Here is a 22,925-nt window from a genome sequence, read left to right on the forward strand (position 1 = left end):
TTTTTCAAAAAGCTTCGAAGAACGCCACCTTTTTGAAAAAAGGCGGCCCCCAGGAACTTTTACTGTTTTTCAGATACTTTTCTTGCCGCCTGTCGCGTCTTGCGCCCACGGGACAGTTCGGTCACCACGCCATGCAGCGTGCGCAGTTCCTGTTCCGTCACTTCACCGCGCAGGAAGAAGTGGCGCAGGTTGCGCACCATGCCCGCGCGTTTCTGTTCATTGCGCAGGAAGCCGCAGTCATCCAGGTCGGTAATCAGGTGGTGCATGAAGTTTTCCAGCTCACCCCGGGTGGCTACATGCGTCTCGTTGGTCATGAGTGCGCGGGGCGGGGTCTCATCCTCCGTCATCCACCACTCATAGGCCATGATCATTACCGCCTGCGCCAGGTTGAGCGACATGAAGGCGGGATTGAGCGGGTAGCGGATCAGTGCATCGGCGCGTGCCATGTCCTCGTTATCCAGCCCCGCGCGTTCGGGGCCGAACATCAGCCCCACCTTCAGCCCGCGCCCCGTCATCTCACGCAGTTCCGCCGCCCCGCCGCGCGCGGTCAGTACCGGCTTTACGATATGGCGCGGGCGGGGGCAGGTGGCGAAAACGTGGTGCAGGTCGGCCACCGCTTCATCCACGGTGTCAAACACCTGTGCCGATTCAAGGATGCGGTCCGCGCCCGAGGCACTGCGCCACGCGCGCTCCTGCGGCCAGCCATCGCGGGGTGCGACAATGCGCATGTGGAACAGTCCGCCATTGGCCATGGCGCGGGCCGTGGTGCCGATGTTCTCGGCCATCTGGGGCCGGACAAGGATTACGACCGGGCTGTTGCCAATGGGGCCGATATCCGCCCCGCCATCGCGCCCGGTCATGCCTGCCTCCATGTCGTGCCCTGCGGGCCGTCTTCCAGTACAATGCCCTGTGCCGCGAGGGTGTTGCGGATTTCATCCGCGCGGGCGAAGTCACGCGCCTTGCGCGCGGCAAGGCGTTCTTCAATCAGGCGTTCGATTTCAGCCGGGTCGACTTTCGCCCCGCCACGGAACCAAGCTTCCGGCGTGTCGTTCAGCAGGCCGATCAGGTTGCCCGCAGCCTTCAGTCGCGCCGCTGCAACACGGTCACCCGTCAGGGCGGCATCGGCCAGCGCATGCATTTCCGCCAGCGCGCGCGGGGTGTTCAGGTCATCGCACAGCACCTGCACCACGCTGTCTGGCGCTGGCACGGGTGGCTGGTCCGGGTCCAGCTTTTCCAGCGCGCGGTAGAAGCGGTCCAGCATCTGGCGGGCTTCATCCAGTCCTTCGCGCGTGAAGTTGAGCACCGAACGGTACTGGGCGCGCAGCAGCAGAAGGCGCAGCGCCTCGGCAGGGGTATCACGCAGCACGTCGCGCACGGTCAGGAAGTTGCCGAGGGATTTCGACATCTTCTCCCCATTCACCAGCAGCATCGCGTTATGCACCCAGTGGTTGGCGAAATGCCCGTGCGGGTGGCAGCACATGCTCTGCGCGCGTTCGTTCTCATGGTGGGGGAACAGCAGGTCCGACCCGCCGCCATGAATGTCAAAGCTCTCGCCCAGATAGCGGTGCGACATGGCCGAGCATTCGATATGCCAGCCCGGACGCCCCCGGCCCCAAGGGCTGTCCCAGCCCGGCGTCTGGTCGTCGGATGGTTTCCACAGCACGAAATCGCCGGGGTCGCGCTTGTAGGGGGCGACTTCCACCCGCGCGCCCGCGATCAGGTCATCGGGCGTGCGGCCCGACAGCGCGCCATAGGACGGGTAGGTGCCCACCGCGAACAGCACATGGCCCCCGGCCTCATAGGCATGGCCGCTTTCGATCAGGCGGGCGATCATGTCCTGCATCTCGCCAATATGGTGGGTCGCGCGCGGCTCCACATCCGGCGGCAGGATGGAGACGGCGGCCAGGTCCGCATGGAAATCGGCAATGGTGCGCGCGGTCAGGTCGGCAATGGATTCGCCGTTGGCATGCGCGCGGGCGTTGATCTTGTCATCCACGTCGGTGATGTTGCGCACGTAGGTCACGCGCGGGTACAGGTGGCGCAGCAGGCGCACCAGCACATCGGCCGTAAGCATGGCGCGCAGGTTGCCGATATGCGCCAGGTCATAGACCGTGGGGCCGCAGTAATAGACCCGCACGTTATCGGGTGCCAGCGGGACGAAGGGAACGGTGCTGCGGGTCCTGCTGTCATGTAGATGCAGGCGGGGCAGGTGCGGACGGGGCTGTGTGTCGGACATGATGCGCCTAGATGCGACAGACAGGCGGGGGGACGCAATAGTTCATCTGCGCCGGCCCCGCCGGGGTGGCCGGTCAGCCGATTTCCTGACCGATCTGCTTGATGTCATGGAACGTCAGTTCCGGGTTCCCTTCCGCCGTGCGCTTCATCATGAACGCCGAGGAGGCAAGGAAGACCGGGTCGCCATCAATATCATCCGCCATGGCGGTGCGGTTGGCCATGCAGAAGGTTTCCAGCCGGTCCCTTGGCCCCGTTACCCAGCGGGCCAGGTTATAGGGGGTCGATTCGAAGCCGATCGCAACCCCGTATTCCCCCTTCAGCCGCGACTGCAGCACGTCAAGCTGCAGCGTGCCGACCACGCCCACGATGGGGGGCGCGCCATCCTGCGGGCGGAACAGCTGCACCACGCCTTCCTCCGCCAGTTCGGTCAGCGCCTGGCGCAGCTTCTTGGCCTTCATCGCGTCATCCAGCCGCACGCGGCGCAGGATTTCGGGCGCGAAATAGGGCACGCCGGTAAAGCGCAGGTCCTCGCCTTCGGTCAGTGTATCACCAATGCGCAGCGTCCCGTGGTTGGGAATGCCCACCACGTCGCCCGCAAAGGCTTCCTCGGCCAACTGGCGGTCACGGGCGAAGAAGAACTGCGGGGTGTGCAGCGCGAACTGCTTGCCGATGCGCACATGCTTGAGCCGCATGCCGCGCTGCAGTTTGCCCGAGCAGATGCGGGCAAAGGCCATGCGGTCACGGTGGTTGGGGTCCATGTTGGCCTGGATCTTGAACACCAGCGCGGTCAGGGCGGGTTCATCGGCGCGCACGTTGCGGGTCTCGGTCGCCTGGTCACGCGGCGGCGGGCCGAAGCTGGCCAGCGCGTCCAGCAGGTCGGTCACGCCGATCTCCTTCATCGCACTGCCGAAGAACACCGGGGTCAGGTGGCCTGCGTTGAAGCTTTCCAGGTCGAATTCCGGCAGTGCCGCCTCAACCAGTTCCAGTTCCTCGCCCAGTTGCACCATGCGCGGGTCGGACTGGTCCAGCGGTTCGCTTACATGCAGTTCACGGCTGCGGATATCATAGGTGCCGACGAATTTGGCGGCGCGGCCCACCGGCCACGTCGCGGGCGAGACGTCCAGTGCCAGCGAGGACGAGATTTCATCCAGCAGGGCAAACGGGTCCTGTGCCTCACGGTCCATCTTGTTGATGAAGGTGACGATGGGAATGTCGCGCAGGCGGCAGATCTCGAACAGCTTGCGGGTCCGGGCCTCGATGCCCTTGGCGGCGTCGATCACCATCACGGCGGCATCGACCGCCGTCAGCGTGCGGTAGGTATCTTCCGAAAAGTCTTCATGGCCCGGCGTGTCAAGCAGGTTGAAGATGCAGCCGCCATATTCGAACGTCATGACCGAGGTCACGACGGAAATGCCGCGGTCGCGCTCGATGCCCATCCAGTCCGAGCGCGTGCGCCGCCGCTCGCCCTTGGCCCGCACGTTGCCCGCCATCTGGATGGCGCCACCGGCCCGCAGGATGCGTTCGGTCAGTGTTGTCTTGCCGGCATCCGGGTGGGAGATGATGGCAAAGGTGCGCCGCCGGGTAATCTCGGCGGTCAGGGCGGTATCGGCTGTGGTGGCGGTCACGGTCTTGTCCATTCCTGCGGCTGGCCCGGCGGAAGGGAGGGGGAAGCGGGCAGGGGCCAGAAACGCGGACGCCGGACGCAGGGACAAAAGCCCCCACGCCCGGCGTCACGCCTGCCCGGTTCCGGGTATTGATCAGCGAGAGTAGAATTCGATGACCAGGTTCGGTTCCATCTGCACGGGATAGGGCACATCCGACAGCTTGGGGCTGCGCAGGAAGGAGCCCTTCATCTGGCGGTGATCCACTTCCAGGTATTCCGGCACGTCGCGTTCGCCGCTCTGGGCCGCATCCAGCACGATGGCCAGCTGCTTGGACTTCTCGCGCACTTCGATCACGTCGCCATCACGCACCAGGTAGGAGGGGATGTTGACCTTGCGGCCGTTGACCGTGATGTGGCCGTGGCTGATGAACTGACGCGCCGCGAACGGGGTGATCGCGAACTTCAGGCGGTAGACAACCGCGTCCAGCCGGCGCTCCAGCAGGTCGATCAGGTTCTCGGAGGTGTCACCCTTGCGGCGGACGGCCTCGTCATAATACTTGCGGAACTGCTTTTCGCCGATGTTGCCGTAGTAGCCCTTCAGCTTCTGCTTGGCCATCAGCTGCACGGAGAAGTCGGACGGCTTCTGCTTGCGGCGCTGGCCGTGCTGGCCGGGGCCGTACTCGCGCTTGTTGACCGGGGACTTCGCACGGCCCCACAGGTTCACGCCAAGGCGGCGGTTGATCTTGTACTTGCTCTCAAGGCGCTTGCTCATCTGCGCGCTCTCTCTTCATTCATCTGCATGGATATGGCGGACCATATGCCATGGTGTTGCACCGGTAGGTCCTGTCCCTCATGGACAGGGCGGGCGCGCTCCGTATTACTGGCGCCGGGGAGCAATCACCCATGGGCACCAGCCGGATCGTCCACGTTCCCGGCAGTCGGGCGCGTATAGAAGTACTGCCGTGTCCTGTCAATTGCCATGGGGGCAGGACGGTGGGGCAAAAGACTGTATCGCGCCGGCGGTCCGCCCTGTTATGAAGCGGGAACCGCAAGGGTGACCGATCACGGCAACAGGGGGAAGGCACGCATGGATACGGCATTGACACAGCGCTGGGGGCTGTTTGTGGGGCTGGGGGTGATTTCCTTTGCCCTTGGCATTGTCGCGTGGGTGGATGCGCTGGTCGTGTCGCTGGCCAGCACCATCGTGCTGGGCGTGCTGCTGTTCGTGGTGGGCGCGGTGCAGCTTGTGCATGCCTTCGTGGTGCGGGACTGGAGCGGGCGGCTCATGTCCATCCTTGGTGGCGCGCTTTACATACTGGCGGGCACCATGATGATGGAGGAACCGGCCGCGGGCACCATGGCCATTACCCTGTTCATTTCCGCCTGCCTTGTGGTGTCGGGCATCGGGCGCATCATCATGGCCTTCCAGCAGCGCGGCCTGCAGGGCTGGTGGCTGATCCTGATGGGCGGGCTGATCAGCCTGCTGGTGGGGGTGTGCCTGTATGCCACCCTGCCATGGTCCGGGCTGTGGCTGATCGGCACGTTTGTGGCGGTTGAACTGATTGCCGCCGGCCTTGGCTGGATCCAGTTCGGCCTGGCCCTGCGGCAGGCGGCCTACATCCCGCCAGCGAACTGAGTGGCAAGGTTGCGGTTGATCGGGTTGTCAGCCGCAACGCCCAGCAGGTTGCGCAGGTCGGTGGCGTTCATCTGCGCCTCGAACCCCGGGTGGCCGGGCTGGAACAGCGTCGCGGCCGAAAGCGGCCCCACCATGACCGGGTCGAAGCCTGCATCATGGATCAGCCAGCCTGCCGTGTACAGCGCCTGCGTCACGTCACCCGCCATGGGCAGCGCCATGCGTGGCGGTGTGCGCCAGGTCTGGGCGGCCAGGGTTGTCATGTCTTCCGAATTGAAGGCCCGCACCACCGAGGCGGAGGGGAACACGGCCTGGGTCACAATCCCCGCCCCCTTTTTCAGGGCAAGGCGGCCGATCTTGCCATCGCGCCAGCCATAGGGGTTGGTGGCATCGATCAGCGGCTTGCTGCCAATGGTGGTGCCGATGGCATGGCCCAGCTGCGGCAGCGCGCCATAGGGCACGGCCAGCACCACGGCATCCCCGAATCTGGCGGCCTCCTGCACCGTGCCGGTGCGGGCAAGGGGATACAGTTCGGATGCAAGCCGGTTCGCGGCTTCCTTCTTCACGTCGGCAAACATGATCTGGTGGCCGGCGCGGTTCCATAAATGGCCCAGTGTACTGCCGACATGGCCCGCCCCGATCATGCCGATGCGCAGCGGCCGGCCCGCGCGCGCCGTAACCGGCAGGGATGCGGGCAGCAGGGTGGCAAGCAGGGCGGTCAGGCCCTGCCGGCGGGTCAGTTTCAGGGCTGGCATGCATCTCTCCTGTTCTGGCGGCATGTGCTAGTATGGCACGTCCGGGTCTGGTCCGCAGTTTGGTTCTTTGCCGACCTGTCGGTATATGGCACAGACTTGGCTGAAGCAGGAGTACAGCGTCAATGACCGATACCCCCGATCAGGACAGCACTGTCGTGGCGGAGTCCGCCGTTCCCGCTGGTGTGGACCATCCCATCGAGGCCCTGCATGCGGCCGTGCAGGAAGATGAGGCCGCCCATGCGGCAATGAACATGCCCGATCCCGGTCCGGTGCCGGATGGCCAGGACCATGTGGTCACGACCGATCATGATGCCGTGGCCACCACCCAGGCCGCTGCCACGGCCGCCGCCAGCATGGACCCGGCCTTCATGCCCTATAAGGAACTGTTCCAGCTTATGGGGGCGGTGGTGTTCGTGATGATCGTGCTGATGGTGGGCGTCAGCGCCATGCATGATTCCGGCATCTGGCCTGAATAGGCCCCGGCTTCAGGGCAGGGACAGATTGACGGATACCGGGCAGTGATCGGACAGGCGGGGGGCCTCCGTCCCGCTGTCCTCGTGGTAGAGCATCACGCGCAGGCTGTCCGGTCGCACCCGGGCGTAAGCCGGACCCCCCACAAGGATATGGTCGATGAAATAGCTGCCCTGCGCGCAGGGGCTTGCCCGGCCCGCGGTCACCAGTGCCAGCGGGCCGCTGGCGGCAAGGGTATGGAAGGCCGGGTCATCGGGGGCCAGCAGCCGGTTGAAATCACCCAGCACGGCAAAGGCCTCGCCTTCGTCCTGACGTTCAAGAATCCAGTCCGCGACAATGGCAATCTGGCGTAGCAGCGTCCGGCAGGCGGGTCTGCGGCTGTCCGGTGCCGAATCGCGGCACCCTGCCTTGAGATGCACAACAAGGACCCGCAGGCTGTCGGCCCCGGTGCCGATACTGACATCCAGACCCGCGCGCAGGTGGTGGGGGGCGTCAGGCGCATAGACATCCAGCGCCGTGACATCAGCATGCCGCGTGACCGCAAGCTCCGCGCGCACGGCAAGGGCCACCTTCTGCACGACCGTGTCATGGGTAATGAAAATGCGATAGGCCGGGGCAGGGAACAGCCGGGCGGCAAGCGCCGGGCTGTCCACCTCCTCCAGCGCCGCAATATCGGGGGCCAGGCGCCGGGCATAGGCTGCCAGATGTTCCAGTTCCACGACCGTGCGGGGCATGACATCGGCGGGCAGGGCCGGATCACCCTGCGGGCGGGTGGTCAGCCATTCCAGATTCCATGTGGAAAGCCGGATATCTTCCCGTGCCCCGGCTGTTGCGGGCAGCAGGCCCGTGATGACGGGCAGGCACACCCATGCCGCCCGCCATGCATGGGCTGCCTTACGCCGTGGGGGCGCTATCCGCCTGCTGGGCGCGCAGCTTGGCAATCGCCTCGTCCACATGGATGAACGTGCGCGATGTTTCATCCAGCACCACAACTTCCCCACTGGCAATATCATAGAACCATCCCTGCAATGTCAGGGTGCCGCGGGCAAGCCCCGCCGCCACGGCGGGGTGTGTGCGCAGATGCGCGATCTGGAGCTGTACGTTCTGTTCCGACAGGCTGCGCACGGTAGCGGGGCCTGCATCCGATGCCTCCAGCACGGCGCGGGCGGCTTCGGCATTGCGCAGCCAGCTTGCCACGGTGGGCATCTTGTTCAGGTTGCTGGCTTCAGGGTCAAGCAGGGCCTTCATGGCGCCGCAGTTGGAATGGCCACAGACAATGATGTGCGAGACCCTGAGCGCACTGACCGCGTATTCGATGGCCGATGACACACCGCCCAGCATTTCCCCATAGGCAGGAACGATATTGCCGATGTTGCGCAGTACGAACAGGTCGCCCGGCCGGGTCTGGGTAATCATGCTGGGATTGACCCGGCTGTCGGCACAGGCGATGAACAGCGTGTCGGGTGACTGGCTGTTGGCAAGACTGGCGAACAGTTCCCGGTTCTGCGGGAAGACTTCGGTGTTGAAACGTTCAACGCCGTGCAGCAGGTCGATAAGGGTATCCCGGGCAGTATTGGTAGTAGCCATTATAAAATCCTGTCACCTGAATGTCCGGACAAAGGGAAAGCCATGATCCGCAACGCCAGTGCGGTACAATTCGGTGGCCCGGACTACATCCCGCGCCCTTTGTATCATGGAAACACCTGTCTGTCCCAACGGTTTCTTCCTGAACTGAATTGGAAATACTATGTAACCACGATATAATTAATAAATCTTCACTTCGGGTCCTGAAGTATTCATCTGTCCTGGGGGCGTACAGCACAACGGCGCGCCTGGGCGCGCCGTTGCATGGGCCTGTATGGCTGCTGGCGGGGTGGCGCCTAGCTGGCGTTCCCCTGCTGCAGGGCCGCCCGCACGGCCTCCAGCGCCGCTTCCACCCGGGTGGTGTCGGGGCCGCCCGCCTGCGCCATGTCGCGCCGGCCACCGCCGCCCTTGCCGCCCATGGCCGTGCTGGCCGCGCGCACCAGTGCCACGGCGTCGACCTTCTCGCCCAGATCAGGGGTGGCGGCCACGACGATGCTGCCCTTGCCATCAGCGGTGGAGATCAGCACGATCACGCCGGAGCCGATTTCCTTGCGCAGCGAATCCGCCAGTGGCTTGAGTTCCTTGGCCGGCAGTTCGCCCACGTTGCGGGCATCAAGCTTTATGCCGCCCACGTCCACAATGGATGCCGCCGCCTGGCTGCCCGAGGCCAGCTTGCGCTGCAGGTCGGAAATCTGGCGTTCCATCACCTTGCGCTCTTCCAGCAGTACGGCCAGGCGTTCGGGTGTTTCCGCGGGCGGCACGCGCAGCATGGCGGCAATCTGGTTCAGGCGTTCCTCGGTGGCGATGGTGGCGTTCTGCGCGGCCAGGCCGGTCACGGCCTCGATCCGCCGCACGCCTGACGATACGCCGCTTTCCGATGTGATGCGGAACAGCCCGATATCACCCGTGCGGCGCACATGCGTGCCGCCGCACAGTTCGATAGACCAGCCCGCGCGGCCTTCCTCCGGGCCGCCCATGGACACGACGCGCACCTCATCACCGTATTTTTCGCCAAACAGGGCCATGGCGCCCTGCTCGATGGCTTCTTCGGGTGTCATGTGACGGGTGGTGACATCCGTATTCTCACGGATGCGGGCATTCACCTCGGCCTCGATATCGGCCAGTTCCTCGGGCGTGATGGGGCGGGGCTGGCTTACGTCAAAGCGCAGGCGGTCGGGTGCGTTCAGGCTGCCCTTCTGGGTGACGTGCGCGCCCAGCCTGCGGCGCATGGCCTCGTGCAGCAGGTGGGTGGCGGAATGATGGGCGCGGATGGCGCTGCGGCGGTCATGATCGACCTGTGCCGTGACCGCCATGCCGGGCTTGACCGTGCCTTCGATGACCGTGCCGTAATGCACCAGCAGGTCGCCCAGCTTTTTCTGCGTGTCGGTAATGGCAATATGCAGGCCGGGTGCCGTGATGGTGCCGGTATCGCCCACCTGGCCACCGCTTTCCCCATAGAACGGGGTCTGGTTGAGCAGCAGCGCCACCTTGGTGCCGGGACCAGCACTTTCCACCTGCGCGTTGTCCACGATCACGGTCTGCACCTCGGCATCCGAGGTTTCGGTGGTGTAGCCCAGGAATTCGGTGGCGCCGAACGTGTCGCGGGCCTCGAACCACACGGTCTCGGTCGCGCTGTCGCCCGAACCGCTCCATGCGGCGCGGGCGCGCTTGCGCTGCACCTCCATGGCCGCGTTGAAGCCCGCCACATCCACATTGTGGCTGCTGCCGCGCAGGGCATCCTGCGTCAGGTCAAGCGGGAAGCCGAAGGTGTCATACAGCTTGAACGCAACATCACCGGGCAGGGGCGCGCCATCGCCCAGGCGTTCCGTCTCGTCCGCCAGCAGCGACAGGCCACGGTCCAGCATGGCCTTGAAACGCTCTTCCTCGCCCTTCATCGTACCCTCGATCAGGGCGCGGGCATGGACCAGTTCGGGATAGGCCTCGCCCATCTGCCGGATCAGCGCGGGGACGAGTTTGTAGAAGGTCGGCTCCGTCGTGCCCATCATGTGCAGGTGGCGCATGGCGCGGCGCATGATGCGGCGCAGCACGTAGCCGCGCCCGTCCTTGGATGGCAGCACGCCATCGGCAATCAGGAACGAGGTGGAGCGCAGGTGGTCGGCCACCACGCGGTGGCTGGCGTTGAATGGCCCGTCCGGGTCCTGCCCCGTCACCTCGGCCGAGGCGAGGATGAGCGCGCGGAAGGTATCGGTATCATAATTGTCGCGCTTGCCCTGCAGGATGGCGGCAAAACGCTCCAGCCCCAGCCCGGTGTCGATGGACGGGCGCGGCAGGGGCGAGCGGGTGCCGGGCGGATTCTCGAAATACTGCATGAACACGAGGTTCCAGATTTCGGTAAAGCGGTCACCGTCCTCATCGGGGGAGCCGGGGGGGCCGCCCGCCACTTCGGGGCCGTGATCGTAAAAGATCTCGGAACACGGGCCGCAGGGACCGGTATCGCCCATGCGCCAGAAATTGTCAGAGGTGGGGATGCGGATGATGCGGTCATCGGACAGGCCGGCGATCCTGCGCCACAGGCTGGCGGCTTCCTCGTCATCGGCATAGACGGTGGTCAGCAGCTTGTCTTTGGGCAGGCCGAACGTGCCGGTCACCAGTTTCCAGGCCAGTTCGATGGCTTCGGCCTTGAAATAGTCCCCGAACGAGAAATTGCCCATCATCTCGAAGAAGGTATGGTGGCGGGCGGTATAGCCCACATTATCCAGGTCGTTATGCTTGCCGCCCGCGCGCACGACCTTCTGGGCGGTGGTGGCGCGGGAATAGGGACGTGTTTCCTGCCCGGTGAACACGTTCTTGAACTGCACCATACCAGCATTGGTAAACAGCAGTGTCGGATCGTTGTGCGGCACCAGGGACGAGGACGGCACGATCTGATGCCCGTTCCCCGCGAAATAATCGAGGAAGGTGGCACGAATGTCGTTTGTTGTGGGCATGGCGGGAAACAGACGATCCTGTATTGAAGATATAGATATAAAACCGGATTCATTCACCTAGCGCACGTAGCACCAGACCGGAAGTACGAACATGCGTGTTCCGCCCATATGCCCATGGCATGACAGGCGGCTTGTATCAGCGGGAGGCTTCAATATGCCACGGGAATGGACGGCGGAACAGGACGGGCCGCTGGCACCCTGCCGCCTGATGCCTTCCGGAATTTCCTGATCCGGTATGCCCGCGCCTGCGCACGGGGTGTGAACAAGGCCGATGACGTGGCCGGCATGCGTGCGGCAGTGGGACTGCCGCACGGGCTGCCGGATACGGAACTGTCCTTGCCTGTCCGCTCTTGCCGTGCATGGGCAATAGGGGACAGAACGCTGGAACAGGCCGGGGGGTGCGTGAATTACTTGCCTGCGGCCGGTTTGTATTTGACCGGGGCCGCGGGGTAGTGACCTGCATGGTACCATGGCGCCGTGCCGGGCTGGCTATGCGGAGATCGGTGTCCCCGGCCCCGCAGGAAGGATAATCCCTGCCGGTCATGGATGCGGCCTGCATGGCGGCAGCGAATATGCCACGCTGGTGGAAGACGCAATCCGCCGCCTTGAATCAGGTGGGGGCCACTTACGGCGCCCGGGCGTGTTATCCCGTCTTGCTGCGGGAGTTCACGACAGCGGTCCGGCTGGAGACGGCATTCTGCGCCACGGCGCGTTCGGGCTGGAAGGGCACGATCTGGACGTTGCGGCGCCCGGCGGCCTTGGGCGATTCCCTGTGGAAAACCAGCTTCCGGCTGATATGGAAGTTGGCCATCATGCCAGCCGCCGCACCGGCCACCAGCGCCAGCACCGGATTGGCCTTGAAGATGGGGGAAAGGTGGAAGAGCATGAACACGCAGCCCCGGTTCAGGAAGAACCCCAGCGAGTTGCCCGCAAGGAAGCGGAGCCACTGGACCATGAAATGATGCTGGTTGCCCGCCTTGCGGAAGGTCCACAGCCGGTTGATGAACCAGTTGATCGAAGCCGCGATGAAATAGGCGGCGATGGTTGCAGTAGTCAGGCCGACCAGGGGACGCAGGCTGTAAACCGCTGTTGTGTCCCAGCCCAGTCCTAACAGTCCTACAATGCCGAATTTGAGGAATTGCGTGATTTTCTCGGAAGAGAGTCTGGGCAAGGGATGATCCTTCTGCCTGGGCGAGGGATTCGCTGGCATATGGTCAGGGCACGCCTGTCCGGCAAGGACCTCCCGCCGGGCATGTGGATATCGTATTAGGCCAAATACTGCGTCAATAAAAGAGAAAAGGGGGCACCGAAGCACCCCCTTTTCCTGATGAGCAGCTGGCCGTGATCAGTGCAGGATGATCTCGACGCGACGGTTCTGGGGCTCACGCGTGTCGGGGCCGGTCGGCACCAGCGGGTGGGCTTCACCATAGCCATGGATGTCGATGGCATTGGCGGGCACGCCGTCACGGATCAGTTCGGCCTTCACGCTTTCAGCACGGCGCATGGACAGGCCAAGGTTGTACTGCTGGCCACGCGGGCCGGGGTGGGCCGCCGTGTTGTCGGTATAACCGTTGACTTCGATGCGGGTGGTCTGGACGTGGGTGGAAGCCTGTGCGGCCTCTGCCACGATCTCACGCGAGCGGCCGGTCAGGGCTGCGCCGTCCCAGTCGAAGAACACCAGGTAGGTGCGGGCCGCGGTCGGTGCGGGCGGCACGACAGCGGGGGCCGGCGGCGGCGGCGGCGGCGCGTTGTTGAACGCGTAGCGGACGCCTACGATGAACTGGTGGTTGAAGCGGTGGTCAAAGCTGGCATGACCCGTACCTTCCGGCCCGCTGGCGGTGTAGTTGCCCATGGTGAAGGAGGAGGGCTGGCCGATCATGCGGTATTCGGTGGTCATCTGCAGGCCAGGGACACCGGGGATGTCATAGGCCGCACCGACGATGCCCTGATAGGCGAAGCCACCCTTGGTGCCGCTCAGGCTGCGTGCCGCGTTGTTGCCAACGGTCACGTCATGGGCGTTCTGCCACAGGTAGCCCGCGCCAACACCGACAAACGGCGTGACCGGCACGTCAATGTTGAACAGGCGCTTGAGGTCGATGTCATACAGCACGTTGACGAAACCGCCATAGGAGCGGTCGCTGCCCTTGTCGCCACGGGTCTTGCTGTAGATTTCGGACCAGTTGTAGTCGCCTTCGATTTCAGCGCGCAGGCCGTTGCCAAAGCCCCAGCCTACCGCGCCAAAGCCGGTCCAGCCATGACGGTGGCCAAGCTTTTCACGGCCCGGGCCATCTTCCGTATCCGCGAAATGCCCGTGCTGGGTCTGGGTCAGGTTGTAGCCACCGCCGATATCGACATAGGGGCCAGTAATGGTCGTGGCCTTGGCTGCGAACGGTGTCGCTGCCAGCAGGCTGGTTGCCAGCAGGGCAGTGCGGAGACGCATATGTTCGTCCTTCCTCATGTTATTACTTCTTTGTAAACCACATCACGCATGGGATGCGAAGATTAATCAATCCATATCCCTAAACACTGTGTGTTGCCCGGGGTTGCCTGAACCCTGCTACCATATGGCGGCAGAAAAGTGACACCGTGCCGAATGCAGGCCGATCAATCGATTTTCCCATTTTAGAACAATTGTCTAGTTAGGGAAGATTCCATTGGAAACAAGTGTCTTGCACAATCTTCAAGGCCCAATGTGGCAGAAAAATCACGCAATAAACGAAGTATTTCAAAAAGTAAGAAATTTTTCATACATTAAAACGGGCATAAAAAAAGGAGCACCGAAGTGCTCCTTTTCCGTTTTGGTGACCGTGTTGGCCGTGATCAGTGCAGGATGATCTCGACGCGCCGGTTCTGGGGCTCACGCGTGTCGGGGCCGGTCGGCACCAGCGGGTGGGCTTCACCATAACCATGGATGTCGATGGCGTTGGCGGGCACACCGTCACGGATCAGTTCAGCCTTCACGCTGTCCGCGCGGCGCATGGACAGGCCAAGGTTGTACTGCTGGCCACGCGGGCCGGGGTGGGCCGCCGTGTTGTCGGTATAACCGTTGACTTCGATGCGGGTGGTCTGGACGTGGGTGGAAGCCTGTGCGGCCTCTGCCACGATCTCACGCGAGCGGCCGGTCAGGGCTGCGCCGTCCCAGTCGAAGAACACCAGGTAGGTGCGGGCCGCGGTCGGTGCGGGCGGCACGATGGCGGGGGCCGGCGGCGGCGGCGGCGGTGCGTTGTTGAACGCGTAGCGGACGCCTACGATGAACTCGTGGTTGAAGCGGTGATCAAAGCGCTCGGCGCTCGTGTAGCCACCACCGGAAGCGTGGATGTTGCCCATCCCGAAGTCTTCAACCTGACCAACCATGCGGTATTCGGTGGTCATCTGCAGGCCGGACACGCCCGGGATGTCGTAGGCCGCACCCACGATACCCTGATAGGCGAAGCTGCCGTTCGTGCCCTTCATCTGGGCGCCGGAGGACATGCCCGTGACATTCGCGTTTTCCCACAGGTAACCGGCACCGGCACCGACGAACGGCGTGACCGGCACATCAATGCCGAACAGACGCTTCAGATCGATGTCATACAGTACGTTGACGAAGCCGCCATACGAACGGTCGTGACCCTTCGTCTTCTCGGCATCGACACTGGTGATTGCGGTCCAGCTGTAGGCACCTTCGACTTCGGCGCGCAGGCCGTTACCGAAGCCCCAGCCAACATTGGCAAAGCCGGTCCAGCCATGGCCGTGACGGACATGCTGGCCGCCGTCGTCATTGCCGTTGGCGCCGTTTTTCAGGTCAGCATCATGCATATGCTGGGTCTGGGTCAGATCGTAGCCACCGCCGATGCCCACATAGGGACCGGTGATGGTCGTGGCTTTGGCGGCGACCGGTGCCGCTGCCAGCAGGCTGGTAGCCAGTAACGCTGCGCGAAGACGCATGTTCAAGTCCTTAAACTCTGTTGTTGCAGGGCAGAGCCCTATCTTGTGGGCCGGGCAATGGATATGCCCCGAAGACAGGGCAGCCTGAGATTACCCGCAAGCTATGATGCGGGGATTAGCGTGTCTGGGCAGGCTTGAGAATGGGCAAAATGGCGCAAGCGGATCGTGTGTGGCAAAAAAAACACATATCTTTCAGGAAGCTTTGGAAGGTGCTGCGAAAAGTTGTGACTTTATAAAGGATTTTTTGCACTGCCGGCACAGCCCCTTCTATTTTGCATAGGACATTGCCGGAAAAGGAGGGGCTGCCTGACGGTCGTCATGGCACTGGTCGATTCGACGCAAAAAGGGAGAATGCCGGGCATTCTCCCTGATTTTCCACATGGTTTTGTTGTCAGGCCGGACCGGAGGTCAGTGCAGGATGATCTCCACGCGGCGGTTCTGCGGCTCCCGCGTGTCGGGGCCGGTCGGCACCAGCGGGCGGGCTTCGCCATAGCCCTGCACGCCAATGGCGCTGGCGGGCACGCCGTCACGGATCAGTTCGGCCTTCACGCTGTCCGCGCGGCGCAGGGACAGGCCAAGGTTGTACTGCTGCCCGCGCGGGCCGGGCTGGGCGGCGGAATTGTCGGTATAACCGTTCACCTCGATGCGGGTGGTCTGGACGTGGGTGGAAGCCTGTGCGGCCTGTGCCACGATCTCGCGCGCGCGGCCGGTCAGGGCTGCCCCATCCCAGTCGAAGAACACCAGGTAGGTACGCGCCACGGCGGGCACGGGCGGGACGACGGCGGGGGCCGGCGGCGGTGGCGGCGGGGCGGTGTTGAAGGCGTAGCGGACGCCCACGATGAACTGGTGGTTGAAGCGGTGGTCGTAGCTCGGGTGGCTGTTATCGGCACCGTAATTGGCGGTGTAGGACTGTGTGATGTTGCCCATGCTGAACGATTCCACCTGACCGACCATGCGGTATTCGGTGGTCATCTGCAGGCCGGCCACGCCCGGTATGTCATAGGCCGCACCCACGATACCCTGGTAGGCGAAGCTGCCATTGGTGCCGTGCTGGCGCAGGTTGAGGCTGCTGTTGGAGGCCAGCACCGTGCTGCTGCTCACATTCTGCCAAAGATAGCCCGCACCCACACCGACAAACGGCGTGACCGGCACGTCAATGTTGAACAGGCGCTTGAGGTCGATGTCATACAGCACATTGATGAAACCGCCGTAGGAGCGGTCGCTGCCCTGGGTCCTGCCGGTGGTGGAACCGCCCCGCGGGCCGCCCTGGCTGAAGGTCATGCCGGTCAGGCCGGACCAGTTGTACGCGCCTTCGACTTCCGCGCGCAGGCCATTGCCGAAGCCCCAGCCAAAGGCGGCGAAGCCGGTCCAGCCATCGCCGTGGCGTACCCGTTCGCGGTAATGCATGCTCGGGCTGTAGGTATCGCGCACGTCCGCCTGCGAGGCGGCAAGCGCGTGGTCGACATACCCCTTCATGAGACGGTCATTGTCAAAATCATGAAGATGCTGGGTCTGGGTCAGGTTGTAGCCGCCGCCGATATCGGCATAGGGGCCGGTGATTGTTGTTGCCATGGCGGTGACAACCGGGGTCGTGGTCAGTGCAGTCGCCAGCAATGCCGCGCGAAGACGCATATTCCCGTCCTTGATACTTGATCAGACGCCTTCTCTGCTGTGGAGATGGGGGCATTCCACACCGGCCTGATGCTTGTTGACACGATCGGCCCGGAGAGGGGCCGTGAGAATGGTGCCAGCGGTCGGGTGGGAATGGTGGCATCCGGCCCCGCCGGTCCGTGGCGGGACCGTTGTGCGGGGCAAGGATTGAAATACGGTAAATACCCCCTGCCCATCGTGGGGAAGGCAGGGGGCTGTTGTATAAAAATCACATCGCGGGGCGCGACGGGTCAGGGTGTGCAGCCATCCGCGCGCAGCACGTCCAGCACGGCCTCATCGGGTACGTCGCGGCAGGTAAAGGCCTGTCCGATGCCGCGTACCAGCACGAAGGACAGGCGGCCATCGCGCATTTTCTTGTCGCGCTGCATGTTGCGCACAAGCTGGCTGGCGGAAAAATTCCGCCCCGTATCGCTGACCCGCAGCGGCATGGACAGGTCTTCCAGATGGCGGGTCACGCGCTCAAGGTCCCCGGCGGGGCAGTAGCCCAGCCTGACCGACAGCATGAAGGCCAGCCGCAGCCCGATGGACACGGCTTCCCCATGCAGCAGGCTGCCATCGTACCCCATCTCGGCTTCCAGCGCGTGGCCGAAGGTGTGGCCCAGGTTGAGCAGGGCGCGGCCATCGACGCGGCGCTCCTCGCGCTCATCGGCCGTGACCACGCGGGCCTTGAAGGCACAGGCCATGCGGATGGCCTCGGCCTGCATGGCGGGGTCGCCCGCCAGCACCGCCGCCCCGTGGCGCTCACACCATGCGAACAGTGCCGCATCGCCCAGCAGCCCGGATTTTACGATTTCGGCATACCCCGCGCGCAGTTCGCGCACCGGCAGGGTGGCCAGGGTGGACGTATCGGCCAGCACGGCGATGGGCTGGTGGAACGCGCCCACCAGATTCTTGCCAAACGGGGTATTGATGCCCGTCTTGCCCCCCACCGACGAATCCACCTGCGAAAGCAGCGTGGTCGGAATCTGTACGAATGGCAGCCCGCGCAGGGTGGTGGCGGCGCAGAATCCGGACAGATCCCCCACCACGCCGCCGCCCAGCGCCACGACCGTGGTGCCCCGCTCCACATGCGCTTCCAGCAGGGCATTGGTCACCTGCTCGTACCGGGCCATGCTCTTGGACCCCTCGCCGGGGGGGATGGTGATCACCTCGGCACGGATGGCGCATTCCTCCAGTCCTTCCAGCAGGCGGGGCAGGTGCAGGGGAGAGACCGTCGCGTCGGTCACGATCATCACGCGCTTCTGGGGCAGGACGGGGGCCAGCAGCGCGCCCGCGCGGCGGATCACGTCGGGGCCGATCATCACCTCGTAGCTGGCGCGCTCCAGCCGCACGGGCACGCGCAGCGGCTGCTGGCTGTGTTTCAGGGCCTGCAGCACATGGTCGGCGCTGTGTTCCACGTTGTCATCTCCACAATCCACGATGATATCCGCTTCCGCATAGACCGGATGGCGGATGCGCATGAGATCCGCCAGCACCGCGTGCGGCGAGGCGGTATTGAGCAGCGGGCGGTGCGTGCGTTCCGCCACGCGCTGTACCAGCAGCGGCAGCGGGCAGCGCAGCCAGATGGACACCGCCTGCTCGCGCACGCTGGCGCGCGTGCGCTGATCCATGAAGGCGCCGCCGCCGGTCGCCAGCACCACGGGCGGGCCGGACAGCAGGCGGCGGATGACCAGCCGTTCGCCCCGGCGGAATTCCGGCTCGCCGTATTTCTGGAACAGGTCGGCGATCGAGCAGCCGGCCGCGCGCTCGATCTCCTCGTCCGAATCGACAAAGGGCAGGCCCAGCGTCGTGGCAAGGATGCGGCCGATTGTGGTCTTGCCCGCCCCCATCAGGCCCACCAGCACGATGGTCCGGCCGCATCCGGCCTGTCGCGGGGCGGATGGGCCCACGGCGTTCAGGTCGAGCGGAATGCTGAGTGACGGAGCCTCCGGACTGGGCCGGTCGGGGGGAATCTGGCGTGACATGCGCGGCAACCTAACATACAGCAGGACAGGACCGGTAGACTCCGCGCCCGGGACCTGTGTCGCGCATGGGGCGTGTCCGGGTACGGGAACACGCGAAACCGGATTTTGCAGGATATGGGAAGCGGTCTGATGCTCCGTATAGTCATTGCCCTGGTTGGCGTTCTTGCCCTGTGCGCCGTGGGGGGATTCTTCTCGCTGGGCGCCTTTCCGCCCGCGCCGGTGCAGCAGGCCATCCATAAGGACATTCCCTTCGCCCCACCCGCCCCGCCCGCGGCGGCGGCCCTTCCCGCGCTGCCAGGCGCGCCCGCGCCGCTGCCCGTGACCCCGCTTGCGCCTCTGCACTAGGGGTGCCCGGCGGCGTGCAGGCGGACGGGATTGACGCCTTTCTGGAAATGCAGGCCGCCGAACGGGGGGCTGCCCTGAACACGCTGGCCGCCTATGCCCGTGACCTGGCGGACATGACGGCGGTCCTTCATGCCGGTGGTGTTACGGCGCGCACGGCGGGGGAGGCCGACCTGCGTGCCTATCTGGCCGGTCTGGCGGGGCAGGGGCTGGCGGCGCGCACCCAGGCGCGCAGGCTGTCGTGCCTGAAGCAGTATTTCCTGTTCCTGGCGCGGGAGGGCATGCGGCCCGACAATCCCGCCGCCCTGCTGGAAGCCCCCCGGCTGGACACGCCGCTGCCGCGTTTCCTGTCGGAAGGGGAGGTGGAGGCCCTGCTGGCCGCCTGCACGCCGGAAGCCGATGCAACTCCCGCGCGCCAGCGCAGGCTGCTGGTCGCGCGCGCGGCGCTGGAAATGCTGTATGCATCGGGGCTGCGCATATCCGAACTGCTGGCGCTGCCCCGCCGCGCGCTGGATGCAGCACCCGGCATGATGCTGGTGCGGGGCAAGGGCGGGCGCGAGCGCATGGTCCCCATGTCGGCGCGTGCGCGTGAAGCCGCCCGCGCGCTGATGGAAGCCGATGCCGCGCGCTGGAGTCCCTTCCTGTTTCCCGGCCGTGGGGTGACCCGGCCCATGACCCGGCAGGGATTCGACCGCATCCTGCACGATGTGGCCCTGCGCGCGGGGCTGGACCCGGCCCGGCTTTCGCCGCATGTGCTGCGCCATTCCTTTGCCACGCACCTGCTGGCCCACGGGGCGGACCTGCGCGCGCTGCAGGTGCTGCTGGGCCATGCCGATATCGCGACAACACAGATCTATACCCACGTCATGCTTGACCGCCTGCGCGAGGCGGTGGCTGACCACCATCCCCTGTCCCACGCGGGGGAGCGGGAGGTGGGATAGACAAAAATGCATGGCGGGGTGAATTCCCCGCGTGAAAATGTTTGGCTGGCGTGCAGGCTGTGCTATCGGCAGCGCATGCGCCAGTTTCTAGATTTCGAAAAGTCGGTCGCCGAGCTTGAGAACAAGATCGACGAGCTTCGCAAGATGTCCGGTCCGGACGGGATCAACATCGCGGAAGAGATCGCCCGGTTGAGCGAGAAAGCCGACCGGCAGTTGCGTACGGCCTACGCCAAGCTGACCCCATGGCAGAAGGTGCAGGTCGCCCGCCATGCCCAGCGGCCGCACACGGTGGATTACATCGGTGCGCTGATCACCGAATTCTCGCCGCTGGCGGGGGACCGCCTGTTTGGTGAGGACAAGGCCATCATTGGCGGCATTGGCCGTTTCAACGGCCAGCCGGTGGTGGTGATCGGGACCGAACGCGGGGCCGAGATCGAGACACGGCTGAAGCATAATTTCGGCATGGCCCGGCCCGAAGGCTACCGCAAGGCGCAGCGCCTGATGAAACTGGCCGGGCGATTCGGCCTGCCGGTCCTGACCTTCATCGACACATCGGGCGCGTGGCCCGGCATCGATGCCGAGGCCCGTGGCCAGGCGGAGGCCATCGCGCGTTCCATTGATACCTGCCTGAACGTGCCGGTGCCGGTCATTGCCACCGTTATTGGCGAAGGGGGGTCCGGCGGTGCCGTGGCCCTTGGCGCGGGGGACCGGGTGATGATGCTGGAACATGCCATCTATTCCGTCATCTCGCCCGAGGCGTGTTCCTCCATCCTGTGGCGCGACCCCAAGCAGGCGAGCACGGCGGCGGACGCGCTGAAGCTGACCGCGCAGGACCTGCTCCAGCTGCGGCTGATCGACCGCATCATCCCCGAGCCACTGGGCGGCGCGCAGCGTGACCCGGCGGCTGCCATCCGGGCCGTGGGCGACGCCATTGCCGCCGAGCTGCCCGGCCTGCAGGCGAAGGACCCGGCCCTGCTCAAGGCGCAGCGGCGCGACAAGTTCCTTGCCATGGGGCGTGAAGCGGTTTCCTGAATTGCGTGCCGGATCGTGCCGCCGCGTGCGGCACGGCCGGGCAGGGAAGCATCAGGCTTTCGCGGGTTCACCGGCCTGCGGCTCGAAACCCATTTCCTTGATCAGGTCACGGACCGCGTGGGCCGCGTCATGCACGGCGCGGGTGTCCGTCCCCTTGCACAGCAGGCAGACACCACGCTGGCTTTCATCCAGCCGGTAGGGGTAGGAACCGATATCCACGGCCGGGTAGCGGTGCTGGATAGCCTCCAGCGCCGCGGCCAGTGCCCCTTCATACAGCCCGTTCGCATGCCATGCCTGTGATGTGACCGGCGTGCCGTGGGGCAGGGTGGGCAGCACCTCCTCGAACATCGCGCGCATGATGCGGGGCACGCCCGCCATGACATGTACGTTGCCCATGGTAAAGCCCGGCGCCACCGACACGGAATTGCGGATGGGGATGGCCCCCTGTGGCATGGTGGCCATGCGCTGGCGGGCGGCATTGAATTCGCCGGGGGCGAAATGCGCTTCCAGCAGGCGGAATGTCGCGGGGTGGTGCACCCAGGGCACCCCGAACGATTCCGCAACACAGGCAGAGGTGATATCGTCATGCGTCGGCCCGATGCCGCCGGTGGTGAAGACGTTGTCATGGGCCGCGCGGGCCTCGGTCACGTTACGGACAATGACGGCGCGGATATCGGGAATGATCCGTACCTCGCTCAGGGTAATGCCGGTTTCCGACAGGCGGCGCGCGATATACTGCACGTTCACGTCCTGGGTGCGGCCGGACAGGATCTCGTTGCCAATGACAAGCAGGCAGGCTGTGGGGTTCATCATGACATTCCACTTGGTTGCGGCAGGGGCGTTTCACGTTCACCCTACAATGACAGACAGCCCGCCGGAAGGAGAAGCCATGAACACGGCAGCAATGCCACAGCCGCACTGTGTGTGGGACATCAGGGCGGAACTGGGCGAAGGCCCCGTGTGGTCCGTGCGCGAACAGGCGCTTTATTTCGTGGATATCGTGGGACAGGCCATCCACCGTTTCCACCCGGAAAGCGGTGGCCATGCTTCGTGGGCCACGCCGCAGCGCCCGGGTTTTGTCGTGCCCGCCAGTGACGGGACACTCATATGCGGGCTGAAGGACGGGCTGTACGGGTTTGACCCGGCATCGGGCCGGTTCACCTGCCTGGTGGCGGTGGAACGTGACCTGCCGGGCAACCGCATCAATGACGGCTGTGTCGATTCGACGGGCCGGCTGTGGTTCGGCACCATGGATGATGGCGAGGCGACACCCAGCGGCGCGCTCTATTCCGTCACCCGCGGCAGGGGCGGCAGGCTGGACGTGCTGCGCCATGACGAAGGGTATGTCGTGACCAACGGCCCCGCCATCTCGCCCGATGGCACGAAGCTGTACCACAACAATTCCCCCGCCGGGATCATATATGTGTTTGACCTGGCGCCCGATGGCAGCCTGTCCGGCCGGCGCATCTTCGCCCGTGTGGCGGAGGGGTATCCCGACGGCGTGGTGGTGGACAGCGCGGGCACCGTGTGGGTGGGGGCCTGGAACGGGGGGCGGGTCATGCGGTTTACGCCAGATGGCGTGGAACTGCCGCCGGTGGCGGTACCTGCCGTCAATGTGACCAAGGTGGCCTTTGGCGGTCCCGACCTGCGCACGCTTTATGTCACGACGGCACGCAGGAACACGCCGCCCGATGCGCTGGCCCGCTACCCGCAGGCGGGGGGACTGTTCAGCCTGCGTGTGGAGGTGCCCGGACAGGCATCCCGTGCCTTCCCGGCCGATGGGATGGACGGCCTGTGTGACGAGGTCAAGCAGGGCTAG

At 64.8% G+C, this 22,925-nt stretch carries 20 protein-coding genes; 6 read left to right on the forward strand and 14 right to left on the reverse strand.

What is annotated here, in order from left to right:
- Positions 1–59 precede the first annotated feature (59 nt).
- The 4 genes from CFR78_RS06540 to rpsD form a co-directional block, all read right to left on the reverse strand.
- Positions 60–860, reverse strand: coding sequence for an RNA methyltransferase (locus tag CFR78_RS06540; protein WP_181417499.1), 801 nt, complete (start codon positions 858–860; stop codon positions 60–62).
- Positions 857–2,236 carry a cysteine--tRNA ligase gene (cysS, locus tag CFR78_RS06545; RefSeq protein WP_034929140.1) on the reverse strand — a complete coding sequence of 460 codons (1,380 nt, stop codon included), beginning with the start codon at positions 2,234–2,236 and terminating at the stop codon, positions 857–859. Before cysS ends, CFR78_RS06540 begins: the two co-directional genes overlap by 4 nt.
- Before the next feature lie 73 nt (positions 2,237–2,309).
- On the reverse strand, positions 2,310–3,872 hold the full coding sequence (locus CFR78_RS06550) for a peptide chain release factor 3 (RefSeq protein ID WP_007399116.1): 1,563 nt from the start codon (positions 3,870–3,872) through the stop codon (positions 2,310–2,312).
- A gap of 120 nt (positions 3,873–3,992) precedes the next feature.
- A complete protein-coding gene (gene rpsD / locus CFR78_RS06555) occupies positions 3,993–4,610 on the reverse strand; it encodes a 30S ribosomal protein S4 (protein WP_007399117.1) in 618 nt (205 codons plus the stop codon).
- A gap of 315 nt (positions 4,611–4,925) precedes the next feature.
- On the opposite strand from rpsD, the gene CFR78_RS06560 reads away from it, so the two are divergent.
- Complete coding sequence (locus CFR78_RS06560) at positions 4,926–5,474, forward strand: HdeD family acid-resistance protein (RefSeq protein ID WP_034929143.1); 549 nt, start codon at positions 4,926–4,928, stop codon at positions 5,472–5,474.
- On the opposite strand, the gene CFR78_RS06565 is transcribed toward CFR78_RS06560, so the two are convergent.
- Positions 5,453–6,226, reverse strand: coding sequence for an NADPH-dependent F420 reductase (locus CFR78_RS06565; RefSeq protein ID WP_034929146.1), 774 nt, complete (start codon positions 6,224–6,226; stop codon positions 5,453–5,455). The two genes, CFR78_RS06560 and CFR78_RS06565, sit on opposite strands and share 22 nt — an antisense overlap.
- Before the next feature lie 122 nt (positions 6,227–6,348).
- Here CFR78_RS06565 and CFR78_RS06570 point away from each other — a divergent pair, with 122 nt between their 5' ends.
- Positions 6,349–6,702: a hypothetical protein gene (locus CFR78_RS06570; RefSeq protein WP_007399121.1), complete on the forward strand. Its 354-nt coding sequence runs from the start codon at positions 6,349–6,351 to the stop codon at positions 6,700–6,702.
- Between the two features lie 9 nt (positions 6,703–6,711).
- On the opposite strand, the gene CFR78_RS06575 is transcribed toward CFR78_RS06570, so the two are convergent.
- The 8 genes from CFR78_RS06575 to aroB all read right to left on the reverse strand — a co-directional run bounded on the left by CFR78_RS06575 (position 6,712) and on the right by aroB (position 18,791).
- Complete coding sequence (locus tag CFR78_RS06575; protein WP_181417500.1) at positions 6,712–7,563, reverse strand: endonuclease/exonuclease/phosphatase family protein; 852 nt, start codon at positions 7,561–7,563, stop codon at positions 6,712–6,714.
- A gap of 28 nt (positions 7,564–7,591) precedes the next feature.
- Positions 7,592–8,284 carry a carbonic anhydrase gene (locus CFR78_RS06580; protein ID WP_034929150.1) on the reverse strand — a complete coding sequence of 231 codons (693 nt, stop codon included), beginning with the start codon at positions 8,282–8,284 and terminating at the stop codon, positions 7,592–7,594.
- Between the two features lie 293 nt (positions 8,285–8,577).
- A complete protein-coding gene (alaS, locus tag CFR78_RS06585; protein ID WP_034929152.1) occupies positions 8,578–11,229 on the reverse strand; it encodes an alanine--tRNA ligase in 2,652 nt (883 codons plus the stop codon).
- A 643-nt stretch (positions 11,230–11,872) separates the two neighbouring features.
- Positions 11,873–12,400, reverse strand: coding sequence for a GtrA family protein (locus CFR78_RS06595; protein WP_034929158.1), 528 nt, complete (start codon positions 12,398–12,400; stop codon positions 11,873–11,875).
- A gap of 174 nt (positions 12,401–12,574) precedes the next feature.
- Positions 12,575–13,669, reverse strand: coding sequence for an OmpA family protein (locus CFR78_RS06600; RefSeq protein WP_007399130.1), 1,095 nt, complete (start codon positions 13,667–13,669; stop codon positions 12,575–12,577).
- A 380-nt stretch (positions 13,670–14,049) separates the two neighbouring features.
- A complete protein-coding gene (locus CFR78_RS06605; RefSeq protein ID WP_034929161.1) occupies positions 14,050–15,156 on the reverse strand; it encodes an OmpA family protein in 1,107 nt (368 codons plus the stop codon).
- A gap of 408 nt (positions 15,157–15,564) precedes the next feature.
- Entirely contained in the window at positions 15,565–16,788 is a 1,224-nt protein-coding gene (locus CFR78_RS06610) for an OmpA family protein (protein WP_034929164.1), read from the reverse strand.
- 269 nt (positions 16,789–17,057) lie between these two features.
- Positions 17,058–18,791: a 3-dehydroquinate synthase gene (aroB, locus tag CFR78_RS06615; RefSeq protein WP_051672037.1), complete on the reverse strand. Its 1,734-nt coding sequence runs from the start codon at positions 18,789–18,791 to the stop codon at positions 17,058–17,060.
- Positions 18,792–18,920: 129 nt separating this feature from the next.
- Here aroB and CFR78_RS06620 point away from each other — a divergent pair, with 129 nt between their 5' ends.
- From CFR78_RS06620 to CFR78_RS06630, 3 genes are all read left to right on the forward strand, one after another.
- Positions 18,921–19,136 carry a hypothetical protein gene (locus tag CFR78_RS06620; protein ID WP_007399137.1) on the forward strand — a complete coding sequence of 72 codons (216 nt, stop codon included), beginning with the start codon at positions 18,921–18,923 and terminating at the stop codon, positions 19,134–19,136.
- Positions 19,137–19,150: 14 nt separating this feature from the next.
- Positions 19,151–20,074: a tyrosine recombinase gene (locus tag CFR78_RS06625; protein WP_084149629.1), complete on the forward strand. Its 924-nt coding sequence runs from the start codon at positions 19,151–19,153 to the stop codon at positions 20,072–20,074.
- A 75-nt stretch (positions 20,075–20,149) separates the two neighbouring features.
- A complete protein-coding gene (locus CFR78_RS06630; RefSeq protein ID WP_110581055.1) occupies positions 20,150–21,106 on the forward strand; it encodes an acetyl-CoA carboxylase carboxyltransferase subunit alpha in 957 nt (318 codons plus the stop codon).
- A 51-nt stretch (positions 21,107–21,157) separates the two neighbouring features.
- On the opposite strand, the gene CFR78_RS06635 is transcribed toward CFR78_RS06630, so the two are convergent.
- Entirely contained in the window at positions 21,158–21,916 is a 759-nt protein-coding gene (locus tag CFR78_RS06635) for a competence/damage-inducible protein A (RefSeq protein ID WP_034929344.1), read from the reverse strand.
- A gap of 79 nt (positions 21,917–21,995) precedes the next feature.
- On the opposite strand from CFR78_RS06635, the gene CFR78_RS06640 reads away from it, so the two are divergent.
- Complete coding sequence (locus tag CFR78_RS06640) at positions 21,996–22,925, forward strand: SMP-30/gluconolactonase/LRE family protein (protein WP_223846628.1); 930 nt, start codon at positions 21,996–21,998, stop codon at positions 22,923–22,925.

The sequence above is a fragment of the Komagataeibacter rhaeticus genome (assembly GCF_003207855.1).
Lineage (GTDB): Bacteria > Pseudomonadota > Alphaproteobacteria > Acetobacterales > Acetobacteraceae > Komagataeibacter > Komagataeibacter rhaeticus.

What these genes read in the sequence shown, in the direction of transcription:
- CFR78_RS06540 (WP_181417499.1), bottom strand. Translation starts at nt 860, where the DNA reads ATGACCGGGCGCGATGGCGGGGCGGATATCGGCCCCATTGGCAACAGC.
- cysS (WP_034929140.1), bottom strand. Translation starts at nt 2,236, where the DNA reads ATGTCCGACACACAGCCCCGTCCGCACCTGCCCCGCCTGCATCTACAT.
- CFR78_RS06550 (WP_007399116.1), bottom strand. Translation starts at nt 3,872, where the DNA reads ATGGACAAGACCGTGACCGCCACCACAGCCGATACCGCCCTGACCGCC.
- rpsD (WP_007399117.1), bottom strand. Translation starts at nt 4,610, where the DNA reads ATGAGCAAGCGCCTTGAGAGCAAGTACAAGATCAACCGCCGCCTTGGC.
- CFR78_RS06560 (WP_034929143.1), top strand. Translation starts at nt 4,926, where the DNA reads ATGGATACGGCATTGACACAGCGCTGGGGGCTGTTTGTGGGGCTGGGG.
- CFR78_RS06565 (WP_034929146.1), bottom strand. Translation starts at nt 6,226, where the DNA reads ATGCCAGCCCTGAAACTGACCCGCCGGCAGGGCCTGACCGCCCTGCTT.
- CFR78_RS06570 (WP_007399121.1), top strand. Translation starts at nt 6,349, where the DNA reads ATGACCGATACCCCCGATCAGGACAGCACTGTCGTGGCGGAGTCCGCC.
- CFR78_RS06580 (WP_034929150.1), bottom strand. Translation starts at nt 8,284, where the DNA reads ATGGCTACTACCAATACTGCCCGGGATACCCTTATCGACCTGCTGCAC.
- alaS (WP_034929152.1), bottom strand. Translation starts at nt 11,229, where the DNA reads ATGCCCACAACAAACGACATTCGTGCCACCTTCCTCGATTATTTCGCG.
- CFR78_RS06600 (WP_007399130.1), bottom strand. Translation starts at nt 13,669, where the DNA reads ATGCGTCTCCGCACTGCCCTGCTGGCAACCAGCCTGCTGGCAGCGACA.
- CFR78_RS06605 (WP_034929161.1), bottom strand. Translation starts at nt 15,156, where the DNA reads ATGCGTCTTCGCGCAGCGTTACTGGCTACCAGCCTGCTGGCAGCGGCA.
- CFR78_RS06610 (WP_034929164.1), bottom strand. Translation starts at nt 16,788, where the DNA reads ATGCGTCTTCGCGCGGCATTGCTGGCGACTGCACTGACCACGACCCCG.
- aroB (WP_051672037.1), bottom strand. Translation starts at nt 18,791, where the DNA reads ATGTCACGCCAGATTCCCCCCGACCGGCCCAGTCCGGAGGCTCCGTCA.
- CFR78_RS06620 (WP_007399137.1), top strand. Translation starts at nt 18,921, where the DNA reads ATGCTCCGTATAGTCATTGCCCTGGTTGGCGTTCTTGCCCTGTGCGCC.
- CFR78_RS06630 (WP_110581055.1), top strand. Translation starts at nt 20,150, where the DNA reads ATGCGCCAGTTTCTAGATTTCGAAAAGTCGGTCGCCGAGCTTGAGAAC.
- CFR78_RS06635 (WP_034929344.1), bottom strand. Translation starts at nt 21,916, where the DNA reads ATGAACCCCACAGCCTGCCTGCTTGTCATTGGCAACGAGATCCTGTCC.
- CFR78_RS06640 (WP_223846628.1), top strand. Translation starts at nt 21,996, where the DNA reads ATGAACACGGCAGCAATGCCACAGCCGCACTGTGTGTGGGACATCAGG.